At 54.5% G+C, this 17,018-nt stretch carries 14 protein-coding genes; 12 read left to right on the forward strand and 2 right to left on the reverse strand.

Annotated features, from left to right (window positions below):
- The first annotated feature begins 395 nt into the window (after positions 1-395).
- From MKY86_RS02860 to MKY86_RS02905, 10 genes are all read left to right on the forward strand, one after another.
- Positions 396-1,382: a Gfo/Idh/MocA family protein gene (locus tag MKY86_RS02860; RefSeq protein ID WP_076078854.1), complete on the forward strand. Its 987-nt coding sequence runs from the start codon at positions 396-398 to the stop codon at positions 1,380-1,382.
- A gap of 49 nt (positions 1,383-1,431) precedes the next feature.
- Positions 1,432-2,307, forward strand: a complete 876-nt coding sequence (locus MKY86_RS02865; RefSeq protein ID WP_076078855.1) for a radical SAM/SPASM domain-containing protein — start codon at positions 1,432-1,434, stop codon at positions 2,305-2,307.
- A gap of 116 nt (positions 2,308-2,423) precedes the next feature.
- Positions 2,424-3,098 (forward strand): response regulator transcription factor, encoded by a 675-nt coding sequence (locus MKY86_RS02870; protein ID WP_036731256.1) that lies wholly within the window; start codon positions 2,424-2,426, stop codon positions 3,096-3,098.
- Positions 3,095-4,462, forward strand: coding sequence for a sensor histidine kinase (locus tag MKY86_RS02875; RefSeq protein ID WP_076078857.1), 1,368 nt, complete (start codon positions 3,095-3,097; stop codon positions 4,460-4,462). The genes MKY86_RS02870 and MKY86_RS02875 overlap by 4 nt, the downstream gene beginning before the upstream one ends.
- Positions 4,463-4,585: 123 nt before the next feature.
- The gene (locus tag MKY86_RS02880; RefSeq protein ID WP_076078859.1) at positions 4,586-5,524 is read left to right on the forward strand and encodes an alpha/beta hydrolase; all 939 of its coding nucleotides are present in this window, start codon (positions 4,586-4,588) and stop codon (positions 5,522-5,524) included.
- Positions 5,525-5,696: 172 nt separating this feature from the next.
- A complete protein-coding gene (locus MKY86_RS02885; protein WP_076078860.1) occupies positions 5,697-7,790 on the forward strand; it encodes a class I SAM-dependent methyltransferase in 2,094 nt (697 codons plus the stop codon).
- A 1-nt stretch (position 7,791) separates the two neighbouring features.
- Complete coding sequence (locus MKY86_RS02890) at positions 7,792-8,484, forward strand: response regulator transcription factor (RefSeq protein WP_076078868.1); 693 nt, start codon at positions 7,792-7,794, stop codon at positions 8,482-8,484.
- 96 nt (positions 8,485-8,580) lie between these two features.
- Positions 8,581-9,504: an ABC transporter ATP-binding protein gene (locus MKY86_RS02895; protein ID WP_076078870.1), complete on the forward strand. Its 924-nt coding sequence runs from the start codon at positions 8,581-8,583 to the stop codon at positions 9,502-9,504.
- The gene (locus MKY86_RS02900; protein WP_076078871.1) at positions 9,497-10,234 is read left to right on the forward strand and encodes an ABC transporter permease; all 738 of its coding nucleotides are present in this window, start codon (positions 9,497-9,499) and stop codon (positions 10,232-10,234) included. The genes MKY86_RS02895 and MKY86_RS02900 overlap by 8 nt, the downstream gene beginning before the upstream one ends.
- A 26-nt stretch (positions 10,235-10,260) precedes the next feature.
- Positions 10,261-11,193, forward strand: coding sequence for a sensor histidine kinase (locus MKY86_RS02905; RefSeq protein ID WP_076078873.1), 933 nt, complete (start codon positions 10,261-10,263; stop codon positions 11,191-11,193).
- A gap of 62 nt (positions 11,194-11,255) precedes the next feature.
- On the opposite strand, the gene MKY86_RS02910 is transcribed toward MKY86_RS02905, so the two are convergent.
- Positions 11,256-11,606, reverse strand: coding sequence for a nuclear transport factor 2 family protein (locus tag MKY86_RS02910; protein ID WP_051494108.1), 351 nt, complete (start codon positions 11,604-11,606; stop codon positions 11,256-11,258).
- A 160-nt stretch (positions 11,607-11,766) separates the two neighbouring features.
- Positions 11,767-12,684, reverse strand: a complete 918-nt coding sequence (locus MKY86_RS02915) for an AraC family transcriptional regulator (RefSeq protein ID WP_076078874.1) — start codon at positions 12,682-12,684, stop codon at positions 11,767-11,769.
- 126 nt (positions 12,685-12,810) lie between these two features.
- Between MKY86_RS02915 and yicI the strand changes: the two genes are divergently transcribed.
- Together yicI and MKY86_RS02925 are read left to right on the forward strand one after the other, a co-directional pair.
- A complete protein-coding gene (gene yicI, locus MKY86_RS02920; RefSeq protein ID WP_076078876.1) occupies positions 12,811-15,132 on the forward strand; it encodes an alpha-xylosidase in 2,322 nt (773 codons plus the stop codon).
- 586 nt (positions 15,133-15,718) lie between these two features.
- The gene (locus MKY86_RS02925) at positions 15,719-16,894 is read left to right on the forward strand and encodes an SGNH/GDSL hydrolase family protein (protein ID WP_076078878.1); all 1,176 of its coding nucleotides are present in this window, start codon (positions 15,719-15,721) and stop codon (positions 16,892-16,894) included.
- Positions 16,895-17,018 lie beyond the last annotated feature (124 nt).

A 17,018-nucleotide genomic window follows, 5' to 3' on the forward strand; every position in this document is an offset into this window, starting at 1 on the left:
ATTCTATTGTACGAAGTACAATTGCAGGCTCGGCTGTGTGGGATGCAAGGTAGGTTAGAGTGGAGTGGCTCTATGTGAGTTAATGCATGGCCCCGCTGAAGGTAAGGCATGGCTTCACTGAAGGTGAGGTATGGCTCCGCTGGAGGTGTTGGATCGGCGAATCGTTCCAGGTTCGTATGGTTGCATCTTCGATTGGCCGGCCCATGCACCATTGCCTCCATGTACGAATGGACCAAGGGATATTGGATGAAGGGTGCTTAATCTTAGGTGTTTTTTTTCACAATCGAAATCTAGCGGAATTTGTCGGAAATTACGGTATATAAGTGGACATACCTATCATGGAATGAGAAAATAGCAGTTATAGCTTATATATTTAAAAAAGGACGGGATCATTCATGACTATTCGTTTCGGGGTTGTAGGGACTAACTGGATTACAGACCGCTTTGTGCAGGCGGGACTTGAGAATGAGGAGTTTCTGCTCACGGCCGTGTATTCCCGCACACAGGAGAAGGGACAGGCTTTTGCCGCCAAGTATGCCGGGGCTTCGATCTATACGGATCTGGAGGCGATGGTATCAAGCGCAGAGGTGGACGCGGTCTATATCGCCAGCCCCAACTCGATGCATGCGGAGCATTCATTGATCTGTCTGAACCACGGTAAGCATGTGATCTGTGAGAAGCCGGCGGCCTCCAACAGCCGGGAGCTGAAGGCGATGATTGAAGCTGCGCGCAGCAATGATGTGCTGTTCATGGAAGCGATGAAATCCACGTTCATGCCGAATTTTGGCGTGATCCGGGATAACTTATATAAGCTGGGTCAAGTCCGGCGCTACTTCGCAGGTTATTGTCAATACTCTTCGAGGTATGATGCTTACCGGCAGGGGACGGTGCTGAATGCGTTCAATCCTGAATATTCCAACGGCTCTCTGATGGATCTGGGGATCTATTGCTTATATCCGATGGTGGCTTTGTTCGGCAAGCCGGATTCGGTCAAGGCCGTTGGGCTGATGCTCGCTTCAGGTGTGGACGGGGAAGGCAGTATGGTCATGCGTTACCCGGACATGGACGCGGTGGTCATGCATTCCAAGATTGCCGATTCCTATCTGCCTGCTGAGATTCAGGGCGAGAACGGAACGATGGTGATCGACAAGATTAACCAGCCCTATCAGGTCAAAATCCACTACCGCGACGGAACCGTCGAGGAGCTTACGCTACCGCAGGTGTATGAGGCAATGTACTATGAGATTGAAGAGTTCATTCATTTGCTGAAGAGCGGGCAGCGGGAGAGCGCGACCAACAGCCACGCCAATTCCCTGGCGGTGGCAGAGCTGATGGAAGAGGCGAGAGCCCAGATTGGCCTGCGGTATGCTTCGGATCTCTAACGTAACGGGCAGCCTGGGCTGCATTATATATTGAAATGGGGAGCGGAACTTGAAGACGTTCAAAAAGGTATACATCGAGATCACAAGCGTCTGCAACCTGGCCTGCAGCTTCTGTCCGCCCACGGAGCGGCAGAAGAATTTCATGAAGCTGGAGACGTTCAACACGATTCTTGATGAGATCAAACCGCATAGCAATCATATCTATCTGCATGTCAAAGGCGAGCCGCTGCTGCATCCGAAGCTGGGTGAGCTGCTGGATGCCGCGCATGCCAAGGGCTTCAAGGTCAATATTACGACCAACGGCACGCTGATCCGTAAAGCGGGGCCGAAGCTGCTCGGCAAGCCGGCACTGCGGCAGATGAACTTCTCGCTGCACAGCTTCGACGGCCATGCAGGCTCGGAGAACCGTGAAGGTTATCTTACAGAGATCATCCAGTTCGTCCGGGAGATCTCTGCGCGCGGCGTCATTGTCTCGTTCCGGCTCTGGAATCTGACGGAGGACAACCGGACGAATCTGGAGAAGGAGCGCAACCGTGAGACACTGGCCATGCTGGAGGAGGCTTTTGGACTGGGCTACAGGATCGAGGAGAAGGTCGTTCCCGGCAGCGGCGTGAAGATCGCCCCGCGTGTGTACCTGAACCAGGACCACGAGTTCAGATGGCCGGCGCTGCATGAGCCGGAGGATGACGGCAAGGGCTTCTGCCATGCGCTGCGCAGCCAGGCGGCGGTCCTGGTAGACGGCACCGTTGTGCCGTGCTGTCTGGATGGCGAAGGGGTGATCAACCTTGGCAATATTCATGAGCAGCCGTTCTCCGAGATTGTCGAGGGGGAACGGGCGAATAATCTGTTCTATGGTTTCTCGCGGAGGGAAGCTGTTGAGGAGCTGTGCCGTAAATGCGGCTACCGGCAGCGGTTCGGCACCTAGCCGTAGCGAGGCCGGAGTGGGTGCTGGTGTCGGTGCATACCGGCAAAGCAGCAGGGTGATGCTAATGGGAAGATAGAAATAGTTATAAGGCCGGATCATACGAAAAGAGGGAATAGATGCCTACTATACTTGTTGCAGACGACGATGCGAATATCCGCGAGCTTGTCTGCCTATTTCTGCGCAATGACGGATTCGATACCGCTGAAGCGGCAGACGGGCAAGAGGCGCTGGCGGTCTATGCCAGAACGCATGTGGATCTGGTCATCCTGGATATTATGATGCCGGTGATGGACGGCTGGGCGCTATGCAAGGAGCTTCGCAGAGCAGACCCGGAGCTGCCGCTGTTAATGCTGACGGCAAAGGGGGAGACCTGGGAGAAGGTGAAGGGATTCGAGCTGGGAACCGATGATTATCTGACTAAGCCCTTTGATCCGCTGGAGCTGACGGTCCGGGTCAGAGCCTTGCTGAAGCGCTCGGGAATCGGCAAGTCGCATACGATCCGTATCGGAGAGGTAACGCTGGACCGGCAGACCTACAAGGTGATGAACGGGACAGAAGCGCTGTCCCTGCCGCTTAAAGAGTTCGAGCTGCTGTATAAGCTGGCCGGAACACCGGGGCAGGTCTATACCCGCGAGCAGCTGATCGACCAGATCTGGGGCATTGATTACTCGGGGGATGACCGGACGATAGATGTACATATCAAGCGCCTGCGTGAACGGTTTGCGGCTTCGCCGGATTTTCGGATCGAGACTGTCCGCGGTCTGGGATACCGGATTGAGGTTACTGAATGATCAAGTCCTTATATACCCGTGTGGTCCTGACTTATCTGATCTCCGTAATCGGGGGGACAGTGATCTCCTTCAATCTGGCAATCTGGATATACAAAGATGAATTGAACGAGAACCTGCAGGTTCAATTGCTGCGCTTCGCACAAGATGTCGTACAGATCTATGATGCTTTCCCGCTGACGGAAGCTGACAAGTTCGTAAGCGGCATGAAGCAGCTTGAGACCTATCATGTGCGGATTTACGATGCGAACGGCGGGGTTCAGTCTTATGGCGGTCCAGAAGGAATGAAGCTGGAGACCGTGACTGAAGCGCAGGTGCAGCAGGTGCTGGCAGGCGGAATTGTGCAGGTCAATCCGTCAGGCATCTCCATCAGCCTGCTAGGGATGCAATTAACTACGGATACGGGAAAAAAAGCACTGTTCGTAGAGCCGGTCGGTCCCCCCTCCTCTGCTTTTGTGCTGAAATGGCTGGTGAATTTCGTGGTGTATTCGCTGGTCTCCGGGAGTCTCGTGATCTTGGTGGCGGCCATGTTCGTGGTCCGGCCGATTAAGAAGCTGACCAACGCGACGCGCAAGATCGCAGCCGGGGACTTCAACGTGAAGCTGAATATCAAGCAAAAGGGAGAGCTGGGCGCCCTCGCGCGCAGCTTCGAGGAGATGACGCATGATCTGCAGCAGCTGGAGCAGATGCGCCGTGACTTCGTGTCGAATGTATCTCATGAGGTGCAGTCGCCGCTGACCTCCATCTCCGGCTATGCCCTGGCGCTGAAGCAGATGAATATTCCTGAGAGCGAGCGGGGCCGCTATATCGATATCATCATCGGGGAAGCCGAACGGATGTCCAAGATGAGCGACAGCCTGCTGAAGCTGAGTCTGCTTGAATCGCAGTCCCAGCAGCTCCGGTTCACCACCTTCAGCCTGGATGAACAGATCCGGCGCGTGATCGTTGCTCTTCAGCCGCAATGGTCGGCCCGGCGCATCAACTTCGATCTTCAGCTGACGGCTGCCACGCTGACAGCGGATTATGACCTGTTGAGCCAGGTATGGACGAACCTGCTGGGCAACAGCATTAAGTTCTCCGGGGATGGGGGAGTAATCAGTGTCCATACAAAGCAAGATAATAGAAGTGTAACCGTTCGTGTATCCGACACCGGCATCGGGATCGCTCCCGAGGACCAGAAGCGGATCTTCGAACGCTTCTTCAAGGCGGACCGCTCCCATAGCCGCAAGTATAACGGCAGCGGGATGGGGCTGGCGATCGTGAAGCAGATCGTCCTGCTTCATCAAGGAGATATCCGGGTCGAGAGTGAGCTAGGCGCAGGCACAAGCTTCATTGTAACGCTGCCGCTGAATACACCGGCAGATTAGATTATTACACCGTTCATCCTCCGTTCATATTACCGTCACGGAGAGTACATTTTCATTATATATACTATCCTTAGCACTTCATCAAGGCAGTACATCCGATTCATAAGGACAGGTGATTGTATAATGAAAAAAGGACTCAGAATCCTGCTTAAGTCTATAGCGGCATTGTTGATTGTGATCGTATTGTTTTTTGCCGTAGTATTTGTGGTCAATATCATCAGCAGCAAAGCGGAGCTGAAGAAGATTGATCAGTACGGGCAGCTTGTGCCAGTCGATGGCAAGAAGATGAATGTACTCATCCAGGGATCGGGTGAGGAGACTGTGGTGCTGCTGACGGGGTATGGCACCGGGGCACCGGCGCTTGATTTCAAACCGCTGGTAGACGAGCTGTCTCCTAACTACAAAGTAGTCGTGGTGGAGCCGTTCGGCTATGGCTTAAGTGACCTGACCGATAAGGAACGGACCTCGGACAATATAGTCAGTGAGATTCATGAAGCGCTGCAGCAGCTTGGAATCAAGCGATACACACTCATGGGACATTCCATCGCCGGAATCTACGGACTGGATTATGTGAACAAGTATAAGGATGAAGTGACGGCTTTTGTAGGAATCGACAGCAGTGTGCCGAACCAAGGGGGCTTGGACGATGAAATACCGGTGGGAACGCTTAAGTTCCTCGACAAATCCGGCATTGTGAGATTGTTCCAAAAGATAGGCGGCGACCCGTATGCCGGGCTTTCGTTCGACGAACACACCAAGCAGCAGATGAAAATGATCGCCACAAAGAACTCAAACAATGACACTGTCGTGAATGAGATCGATCATTTCAAGGAGAATTTCACAGCAGCCCAGGCGCTGACCTTCCCCAGAGAGCTTCCGCTGCTGCTCTTCGTACAGTCAAATAATACCGATGTTGAGGGCTGGATGCAGCTGCATGAGGAACAGGTGAAGGATTCCGTGTACGGTAAGCTGGTGCCGCTCAATGGCGGACATTATCTGCATCATACGCTGTCCAAAGAGATTGCCAAGGATTACAGAGAATTCATGGCAGGTGTGAAATGAGAGGAATCTGATTCCCGGCCAACTATCTGATACAATTGAACAAGAGCTCTTCGCAGCCGCAGGCTTCTATAATAGAAGCTTGCGGTTTGTTCCATTCCGGGGACACTCTGATTCAAACCTGAAGCACATGGGCTATTGTATATAGATTGCTATTACATAGGGAGGCATGCAAATGCTGAAATCATTACGGGCTATAGAGGCGTATCGTGAAGGAGAATGGCCTGCCGGAGAAGTCTATCCGTGGCTGGAGTACATCGTGCAGGCAGAGCAGACGATTGTGAACCTGGAGCGGGTAGAATCGCTGCAGTCGCTTGCGCAGCAGAATCCGGTGCTGGATTATGTAGAGCGGAGTCTGCGGGTGCTGGACAGTCTGCCGCTGTCGTATTGGATCAAGGAGCTGGCCGAGGAGACGCTGATCTGGTCGGAGACGGCTAAGGGCGGGACTCTCCGGCAGCGGCGGAGCTGGCAGGAAGAGGGCATTAATATTTTCGTTCATAATATCGGCTCCGCAGAGTTGTACCGGAGGTACGCAGAAGTTATGAAGCAGGACGAGGCAGGCTCTGCGGAGAAGAGACGGGTCATACATGCGCTGATCGAGACGCATGGGCTGATTGGACAGCAAATCCGCGGCGAGGTTCCGCCTTCCGTCAATCTTCCGTTGTCCGGACTGGTGGAGCACGGCATGCTGGGCGCAGAGGAGCTGGAGCGGCTGCTGTTCGCACTGAATCACTGCATCATTGCTGCGGTATCCCCGGAGCTGTGGCAGGAGGTCCGCCTGCAGGCCATGGAGCTGATTGCTGTAATTGCTTCAGGGCATCTGCAGCCTGAAGTCCCGATGAAGGAACGTCTGCGGAGAATGCGCGCCGGGTCCATTGCGCAGGGGGAGGATTACGAGACGGAGTGGGACGGGCTGGTGCAGGAGGGCTTCCTCCCTGCTGCGCTGGAGCCGCTGCAGCCTGCCACCTTCTGGTATGTGGAATCGGCGCTTCAGACCTTCTCGCTGGAGCAGTTCCTGAAGGTCATGAGTCTGGTGGCCGGCAGCAGTCCGCTTCAGCTAAGTCATCTGAGCTTCGAGGCGGTCATGAACAGTATTCATTATGACTATAAGGGCAGTAAGAAGATCAACGTCTATAAGAAACGGATTATTGAGAAGTATCTCTCGGAGCTGAGCTGGGAGGAGATCTACAGCGGCGTGAAGCCTTCCGGCAGCAACCCGCATCTTACGCACAGGCTGCGGGGGAAGGAGCATCTGCCGGATACGCTGTTCTTCCAGTTCGAGTTCTCAGCGGCAGCGGAGAAGCTGATTGAGTTCTGTATGGAGGCCGAGAAGTCAGCGCTGTATGAACGGGCGGTCCTGTTGCTGTTCGACCTGTTCGATCTGCGGCGGGATGCCTTCGACCGCTTCCACAATGAGGACACCTACTTAAGCCAGATGAATGATACGGCAGATTATAAGGCGGTGATTCTGGACTACGTTACCGGGCGGAAGGTGCTGGACATCGGCCCCGGCGGCGGGGTGCTGTTGGACCTGATCGAGCAGCGGATGCCGGAGGCAGTGCCAGTGGGTATTGATATCTCCAGCAATGTGATTGAATCGCTGCGGCAGCGCAAGCAGCGGGAAGGCCGCCGCTGGGAGGTGCTCCAGGGCGATGCGCTGAACCTGAAGGATTATGTGGAGCCGGGCACGGTGGACACGGTGATTTTCTCATCCATTCTGCATGAGTTGTATTCCTATGTGCCGTTGGACGGCCGGAAGTTCAATCACGGCACGGTAGCGGCAGCCCTGACCAGTGCCTTCGAGGTATTGGCTGACGGCGGGACGATCATTATCCGCGACGGCATAATGAGTGAGCCGGAGGATGAGCTGCGGCGGGTACAGCTTCTAGAGGCGGACGGCATGGCGTGGCTGAAGCGGTACGCGAAGGATTTTGCCGGACGGAATATCCGTTATGAACAGCTGGGCGAACACGAGGTGCTGATGCCGGTGAATGATGCGATGGAATTCCTGTATACGTACACCTGGGGGGAGGAAGCCTACATTCATGAGGTTCAGGAGCAGTTCGGCTACTTCACACCCTCGCAGTACACCGCATTCATTCAGCAGACGCTGGGGGACCGGGCCAAGATAGAGGTCTTCCGTCATTACCTGCAGGAGGGATACACGGAGGCGCTGGAGAACAGAGTGGTTATGATGGACGATAACGGGCAGGCGGTGCCTTTGCCGGACAGCACGTGCTTTATTGTAATTCGTAAGGAGGCAGGCTAAAGTGAACAATGCCAATCTCAGCGTACTTGTGGTAGAAGATGATGCCGACATTAACCGCCTGCTGTGCCGTATGCTGATAAGTGAAGGACTGACGGCCGTGCCTGCATTCTCAGGGAGCGAAGCCTCCCTCAGAATGTCGCTTGAAGACTACCAGTTGATCCTGCTGGACCTGATGCTGCCAGGCATGAGCGGCGAATCGCTGATTGCGCAGATCCGTGAACAGTCTATCGTACCCATTATTGTAATCTCGGCCAAAAGCACGCTCGAGGACAAGGTGAGTCTGCTGCGTCTGGGAGCGGATGACTACATCACCAAGCCCTTTGACCAGGAGGAGGTGATGGCCAGAGTGTACGCGCAGCTTCGCCGGCTGCAATATGCGCCTGCCGCAGGTCCTGATGGAGAGATGCTCAAGGTACGCGGGCTGGTCATGGACAAGCAGCGGCGGGAGGTTATGCTGGATGGCCAGGTCCTGACTTTAACCAAATACGAGTTCGAGCTTCTGGCGGTGCTTATGTCCAAGCCGGATCACATTTTCTCCAAAAGCGAGCTGTACCGGCAAATCTGGGGCGGCACGTACCTGGGAGACGATAACACCATTAATGTACATATCAGCAATCTGCGTGCCAAAATGACTACAGTCTCGGAAGAGGAGTATATCCGCACGATTTGGGGCATCGGGTTCAAGCTGGTGTAACGGGGAATTCTTTAAACTTTCTTAAGACTTTGCTTAAAGCTTATTAAAAGTGTTCTTTATACAATGGAATTATCAAACGGCAAGGGAGTCTTAACGATGATGCATTGTATATTGGAGATTAAGGCGCTCAATAAGACCTATCAGGAAGCTTATGCGCTCCGGGATATTAACCTGCAGATTGAGTCAGGGGATATTGCCGCACTGATCGGTAAAAATGGCGCAGGCAAAACCACGCTGTTCAAATGTATCACAGAGCAGGTGTTTCCATCGGCAGGCACGATTGCGCTCTACGGACACCGGGATGACGCCGGTCTGCGGAAGGGACGCCGGAGCATCGGGGCGATGATTGAAGAGCCTGCGTTCTTCCCGGACTTCACAGCCAGGCAGAACCTGGAGTATTTCCGCCAGCAGAGGGGTCTGGCCGGTAAGGATTCCATCGAGCAGGCGCTTAAGGATGTCAATCTGCTTCATGCCGCGAACAAGAAATTCAAAGCCTTCTCCCTCGGGATGAAGCAGCGGCTGGGACTCGCGCTTGCGCTGATGACCCGCCCCGAGCTGCTGATTCTGGATGAACCGACCAATGGCCTTGACCCGGAGGGGAAGGCGGAGATCCGCCAGCTCCTGCAGACGCTCAATCAAGAGAAGAAGGTCACAATCCTCATCTCAAGTCACGTATTGTCTGAGCTGCAGAGTGTGGCTACCCGTTATATTTTCATGGACCAGGGGAAGATTGTGGAGCAATTGACGGCAGAAGAACTGCTGCAGAAGACCAGAAGAAATGTAGAGATCGTGGTGGATGACAGCGGCAAAGCGTCTACCGTTCTGGAGAAGCATTTCCCGGGTATCCCTTACCGGATCCTGCCGGGGCACCGGATTCTGCTCTCCGGCGGTATGGATAAGACCGATCAGCTCAACCGGGTGCTTCATGCCCAGGGCGTCAGCGTGTTCTCCATTGCAGCCACCGGCGGGGATCTGGAAGAATATTACCTGGGGCTGCTGGGAGGTGAGCGTCATGCTTAATCTGATGAAAAGTGAGCAGTACCGTTTTGTCCGCACCAAGAACTATTATTATTACGGGTTGCTCTGTGCGGTGTTAATGGCCGGTGCCGCTATAACACTCATGGTCTTTCATCAGTCTGTGCCGGATTTTCCCTATGGGAATGAGCGCTTCTTCTACCGTAATGTGCTGTCAATGATGCCTGTGGTATTCGCATTGCTGTCTATTTTTACCGGGGTCCTGATGGGAGATCACAAGCATGTGCTCAAAAATACCGTAGCCTACGGCTTCAGCAGACGCTCGATCTACACCGCCAAGCTGCTGGTTACACTGGCCGGCTTCCTGCTGTTCGCGCTCGTTCTGGTCGGGATCTCTGTCCTGCTTGGTTCGAAGCTGCTGCTGCGCAGCTATGAATATGCGCTTACTGAATACTGCCAGATGCTGCTTGGCATGCTGCCTATTATGATTGCCGGTGTAACCACCTACTTCTGTATCAACGCTGTGATGAACAAGAATGCACAGATATCTACCGTGTTCCTGCTGATCTATTTCCTGCCCTACTTGATTTTGGGTGCTCTGAAAGGCAGATATGCCTGGGCAGCATGGCTTCACAGTCATAGCCCTGCTTATTATTTGTTCAATGTCTTTGATGTGCCAACCTATCCTGCCTGGGAACCATGGGTTACAGGAATGGTGTATACGCTGTTCTTTTATGTATTGGGATTGTATCTGTTCAGGAAGGAAGAGTTCTAACAGGTGCAGCTAAGGAGGGAAGACAAATGTATCTTGCTATGGTCATTCTTGCCGCTCTAGCCGCTGTATGTATACTCCTTGTGTATCTGCTACAACGGCAGAGTATGATTCAAGTGCGGCGGCAATTGACGGAGTGGGAGTCGTCTTCCCTGCAGCACCTGCATGTCAAGCTGCCTCTGCCCGGGAAGGAGATGGAGCGGCTCATCGTGGCTGTTAACCGGCTGCTGGATCAGCGCCAGAGAGAGCGGGTGATCCACCAGTCGAGAGAGCACGCCGTGAAGGAAGAGATCGCCAATCTGTCCCATGATCTGCGGACTCCGCTTACGTCCATGCAGGGATATGCCTATCTGCTGAAAGATCCCCTTGCTTCCGAGGCCGAGCGGCAGCAGTATCTGGAGATCATTATGCATAAGATGGCGGTCATGAACAATATTGTAGAAGCGTTCTACGAATTGTCCAGTATAGACTCGGGGGACACTCCTTTGGACAGCCAGCCGGTTTATCTCTACAGCCTGCTGAGCGAAGTGATTCTGGCGTTTCATCCGGACCTTACGCAGAAGGGCATCGAGGTGCAGCTTCATCTGGATGAGAACGTCAAGGCCATCCCGCTGGATGAGAAAGCCATGATCCGCATTTTCTCCAATGTGCTGCAGAATGTGCTCCGGTACGGCAAAAACCGCTTGACTGTCTCCCTCTATACGGAACAGCAGCAGGTGAAGCTGAAGTTCGCCAATGAAACGGAGCATATCCAAGAGCAGGATCTGCCCAGGTTGTTCCAGCGGACGTATACCAGCGATTCTTCGCGGTCAAGCGGCCAGCTCGGTCTGGGACTCGCCATTGTCAAGCAACTGGTAGAGAAGCAGGGAGGCAGCCTTGAGGCTGCGCTTGACGGCGGACAATTCCGGCTGTCTTTTGCCTTCCCGGATGATTGTCTCATACCAAAGAAATCGCTCCTTTGAAAGGGCTGGGCGGCAGCCCAATCTTCCGAAGGAACGATTTCTTTTTTTTGCTTCATAAAAGCCTATTTAAGCGTGATGATTAGCTCGCTGATTTTGCCGCCTTGTACCTTGAATTCATGGGTGAACTGCTGCGGGGCGGGAACACGGTTCTTATTGAACTCCCCCTCCATCTCAGCGGTCACCGCAATGCGGCCCTGGATTTCTTCAATTTCCATAATGGTAAAGCGGACCTTAGCGGAGAACAGCTCGGATTCTCCCCAAGCCGCTATAGCCTCTGTGCCTTCGGCCGATTTCCCGTTATCCTTCACGGTAGCGCCGGGTGCGAACAATTCGATCAGAGCGTCAGGCTGGTATTGGTTCACTGCATTGTAGAAGTCCTGTACCTCAATTGGCAAGGTAACATGTTGATTCATGAATATCTGCCTCCTCTAAGTAGATTAGTGGGGAACGGCATGTCCACCGGAATGAGCCATTAGGCTACCGCTGAAGCGGCAGGTGCTGTGGTCATCCATACCCTAACTTAAACGTATCCGGGCATCCGTAAGCAGGAAAAAGTACAGGACGGGGTTCAGCCTACGGATAAAGCTGGTTCTGCCCGGCGAAGGGACCGGCGTCCTTGCGGAATTCCGAAGGCGAGCAGTTCATGACTTTGCGGAACACTTTGATGAAGTAGCTGACGTTGTCGAAGCCGACATCCATGGCAATATCGGAGATTTTGCGGTCTCCCTGCTTCAGCAGGGCTGCTGCCTGGCGGACCCGGTAGGAGTTGATGTAATCGACGGGCGTCTTGCGGGTCATGCTTTTGAAAAAACGGCAGAATTGCCCTTCGCTCATCGGAATCAGCCCCGACAGGTCACGGGTACGGATCGGCTCCTGGTAGTTGTCCTGGATATAGAGAATTACCCGCTTCAGGCGGTCAATCTTCGTGGGCTCCGCGCCTTCGGACTGGCTGTGGTTGACGAAGCGCCCCGGCTGCGCAATCTGCGAGAGCATAATCAGCAGGATCCCTTTCATAAAAGCTTCGAATCCGGGCATTTGTTGATCATACGCGTTCATCATGCGGTTCAAATGCACCAGCAGCTCCGCCTGCCAGGGAACAGAAGGGGTGAGGTGGCGCGGAAAGCTCTGGCGTTTCTCCTGAAGCGGCAGAATAACACTCTGCTGGATGGTATCATATTGGGCGCTGGCCAGCAGGTCAGGGTGAAAGACCAGGGCGCAGAAGCGGCAGGGGGTCTCCGTAAGCGCGTATGCGGCATGGATATCGCCGGATTCAATGAACACGGCCTCACCGGGGCGAAGCGTGAAATAGTCGGTGTCCACCTGAAACAGAATCTCGCCTTCCAGCAGCAGGAAGAACTCGGCTTCCTCATGCCAGTGGGTGTCCAGGACATGCGCTCCGGCGGGAAGGTCGATCCAGTAGGCAGCCAGGGGGAACATGACATCCCCGTGTTCGCGGTCTTCTTTGAGCAAGCGCTGCGAGGTACGGTCCATTAGGGGCCTCCTTGTCTGATGACGTCAAAATAGTGTTATAAATGAGCTATATATTATTAGTTTTGAGATTTTATTATCGGTATAATGCAACTATATACACCAAATCGAAGGGTGGCAAGTGCACATATGAAATTTACAGACGGCTTATGGCTGGTTCGTGACGGAATTACAATCAATGGTGCAGTGCAGAACTATGTAGTAGAAAAAACTGAAGAAGGCCTAACCGCCATCACGCAGACGACTCCCATCACGGGACGTTCGGCGACACTCAACTCCACACTGCTGACGGTGAAATTCCATTCCCCGCTTCCGGGCGTGGTAGGCGTCAAAATTATTCATAACGACGGCGTGATTCAGCGCGGACCTTCGTTCGAGCTGACTGAGGGAACCGGCGATCATGTTCAGGTGGAAGAGAGCGAAGCGCAGACCGTGCTGATCAGCGGGGGACTCCGCGTAGTCATCAACAAGGGCACACACTGGTCGGTGGACTTCTACCGCGGCGACGAGCGTATTACCGGCAGCGGTTACAAATCAATGGCCTATATCACGGATCAGGACGGCAACACCTTCATGCGTGAAGAGCTGGACTTAGGCGTCGGCGAATTCGTGTATGGCCTGGGTGAACGCTTCACGGCTTTTGTCAAAAACGGCCAGGTGGTCGATCTGTGGAACAAAGACGGCGGTACAAGCTCCGAGCAGGCGTACAAGAACGTTCCGTTCTATGTGACCAGCAAGGGCTACGGCGTCTTCGTGAACCAGCCGGAACTCGTCTCGTATGAGATTGCATCTGAGAAGGTGAAGAAGGCCCAGTTCAGCGTAGCCGGAGAGAGCCTGGAATACTTCGTGATTGAAGGGCCGACGATTAAAGAGGTCATCACCAAATACACCTCCCTGACCGGTAAGCCTGCGCTGCCTCCGGCCTGGACCTTCGGCCTGTGGCTGACGACTTCGTTCACTACAGACTACGATGAAGCTACCGTGAACTCCTTCGTGGAAGGGATGGCGGAGCGCGATCTGCCGCTGCATGTGTTCCACTTCGACTGCTTCTGGATGCGCGAATATCAATGGACGGATTTCCAGTGGGATTCCCGTGTGTTCCCGGACCCGGTGGGGATGCTGAAGCGTCTGCACGACAAGGGGCTGAAGATCTGCGTCTGGATCAACTCTTATATCGGACAGCGCTCCCCGTTGTTTGAAGAAGGCCGGAAGAACGGTTATCTGCTCAAAAAAGCCAACGGTGACGTCTATCAGACGGACCTCTGGCAAGCGGGAATGGGCCTGGTCGACTTCACGAACCCTGCGGCTTGTGAATGGTATGCCGGTTACCTGCGCGACCTGGTGGATATGGGCGTAGACAGCTTCAAGACGGATTTCGGCGAGCGGATTCCGACGGATGTGGTCTATTTCGACGGCTCCGATCCATACAAGATGCATAACTATTATACCCAGTTGTATAACAAGGTTGTATTCGAGGTGCTGGAAGAGAAGCTCGGCAAAAATGAAGCTGCCGTGTTCGCACGCTCCGCTACCGCTGGCGGCCAGCAGTTCCCGGTTCACTGGGGCGGCGATTGCTATGCCGACTATGAATCGATGGCAGAGAGCCTGCGCGGCGGCCTGTCGCTCGGCCTGTCCGGCTTCGGCTTCTGGAGCCATGACATCGGCGGGTTCGAGAACACCGCTCCGGCGCATGTCTTCAAGCGCTGGCTGGCCTTCGGCCTGCTCTCCAGCCACAGCCGTCTGCACGGCAGCACCTCGTACCGTGTGCCTTGGGCGTATGACGATGAAGCCGTGGACGTTACCCGCTTCTTCACCAAGCTCAAGTGCAGCCTGATGCCGTACCTGTATGATGTAGCCGGACAGGCACATGAGCAGGGCTGGGCCTCGATGCGGGCCATGGTGATGGAGTTCCCGGAAGATCCGACCTGTGAAGTGCTGGACCGCCAGTACATGCTGGGCGATTCCTTGCTGGTCGCTCCGATCTTCCAGGAGAACGGCGAAGTGAAGTATTACCTGCCGGCCGGCCGTTGGACACACCTGTTGAACGGTGAGACCGTACAGGGCGGAGCATGGCGCAAGGAGAAGCATGACTTCTTCAGCCTGCCGCTGTTCGTGCGTCCGAACACCTTGCTGGCCTTGGGCAGCGAGGACAGCCGTCCGGATTATGATTTTGCCGACGGCGTGAAGTTCGGCCTGTACTCCCTGGAGGACGGGAAGTCTGCTGCGGCGACTGTGCGCGATATCCACGGCGCACCTGAGCTGAAGGTAGAAGCTGTACGCAGCGGCAGCACTGTAAAGGTTACTGCCGAAGGCAGCGGCAAAGCATTCACCCTGGCGGTGAAGGATCTCGGCGCTATCGCTTCCGTGGAAGGTGCGGAGCAGGTAGATGAGACTACAGTGAGCGTGGGCGCCGGTGAGAAGTCCGTAACGTTCACGATTACGCTGAAATAAGTGAACTATAGACGGAATTAACACACACGCAAGACTGAATTAACACAACTATAGACGGAATTAACACACCCGCACGCTGGCTTAGCCTATGGCTGTGCCCTTAAGTAACCAAGCTCTCTGATGACAGGGGACATTCGTCTCCTGGATTGGGGAGCTTTTTGGGGATCAGTGCCAATGTGATCGGTTTTTTGGTTACATTGGGCCCGTGTGGCGTGCCCGTTCCAAATGTGATCGGTTTTTCGATTACATTGGGCCCACGTGGCGTGCTCAGTGCCATTGTGATCGGTTTTTCGATTACATTCGGCCTACGTGGCGAGCCCAGTTCAAATGTGATCGGTTTTTCGATTACATTAGGCCCACGTGACGCGTCCGGTTCAAATGTGATCGGTTTTTCGATTATATTCGGCCCACGTGACGCGTCCAGTCCAAATGTGATCGGTTTTTCGATTATATTCGGCCTACGTGACGCGTCCGGTTCAAATGTGATCAGTTTTTTCGATTACATTCTCCGAAGGAGTGCCAAAGACCTAAGGAGTGACAAGGTACTGTCAGCATAAGTCGCATCAGATTAGAGGAGTCGATGACTATGAACAATATTGAGAACAGTCTAGGCGGAGTACTGAGCCAGCCGGAGTTCACCTCGGCCACCGCGCTGTCTACAGCCGCCAACTATATTATGAACGCGGCGGAGCCGTTCACCCATACGTACCGCACCTATATCCGGCTGCGGGAGAACGGCAAGCTGACGCTGAAGTTCTGGCACAGCAACGCGGTGGATTCGACCTGGGACCTGGGCGCGGATGCCGTTGCCAGTGAACCGGGCGGCGAGTGGAGCATCGAAGCGGCATATGTCGCCGATGGCGGAGCCGCGCTAGACGGCAGCGTTGTGCCGGGCTCGCAGGTGCCGGTTACCTTTGGCGGCGAATTGTCGCGGCGAGTGGAGCCGGGTGAGCAGTTCTGGAGCGACGAAGCGCTTCTGGAGCTGCCGGAGGGCCATATGCTGGCCTTCACCTGGACCTTGAAGACGGCTGGCGCAGGCAAGTCATTCCCCTTCAATGTGGAGGGAATGCTGGTCTCCGGCTACGATGCGCCGGGTACACAGGCAGCGCAGGAGTCAGCGGCGGGGTTCAGCGAATCGGATAAGCTCCAGGTGCTGCCAAGCTTCATGGGTTACAAGAAGCAAGTGGTGAAGAGACTGGTATTCCTGGGCGATTCCATCACGCAGGGGGTGCGGACCGCCAAGGACCAATATGCGCACTGGGCGGCAAGAATTGCGGAGGGGCTGGGTACAGAGTATGGAGTGTGGAATATCGGCTCCGGCTGGGGCCGGGCTTACGATGTAGCCACGGACGGTCCCTGGTTGCATAAAGCACAGCAAGGTGATGAGGTGCTAATCGTGCTCGGCGTGAATGATCTGGATATCGGCCAGCGCTCGGCAGAGGAATTGCTGGGGGACCTCGCACACATTATCTCCCGGATCAAGGAAGCACAGCCGGAGGCAGCGGTAATTCTCAGCACGGTGCCGCCTTTCAATTTCGAGGGCGAGCGTGAGACCCATTGGCGTAAAGTGAATGAATGTATCCGCATGAGTCCTCCGGCCGGAGTGGACCGCGTATTCGACATGGCGGCCGTGCTCTCTGTTGCTGTTCCTGCTGACCACCGGATCAAGCCGGAGTATATGAGCGACGAGTTCGACCCGCATCCGAACGGTGCGGCGGGCAAGGCAGTGGCGGCGGCTTTTCTGGCGTGGTACAGAGGTTAGCGAAATTTAACAGCAAACGGACTCCAGTAAGTTAGTAGAGCATCAGCTCTTCATCTGTGGATGGGTGAAGAGCCATGGAGGACTAAAAGGGTGAAGTAACCGGAGCGAATGTAGGCGAAAAACC

Origin of the sequence: Paenibacillus sp. FSL R7-0333, assembly GCF_038000365.1 — a bacterium.
GTDB classification, from domain to species: domain Bacteria; phylum Bacillota; class Bacilli; order Paenibacillales; family Paenibacillaceae; genus Paenibacillus_AQ; species Paenibacillus_AQ silagei.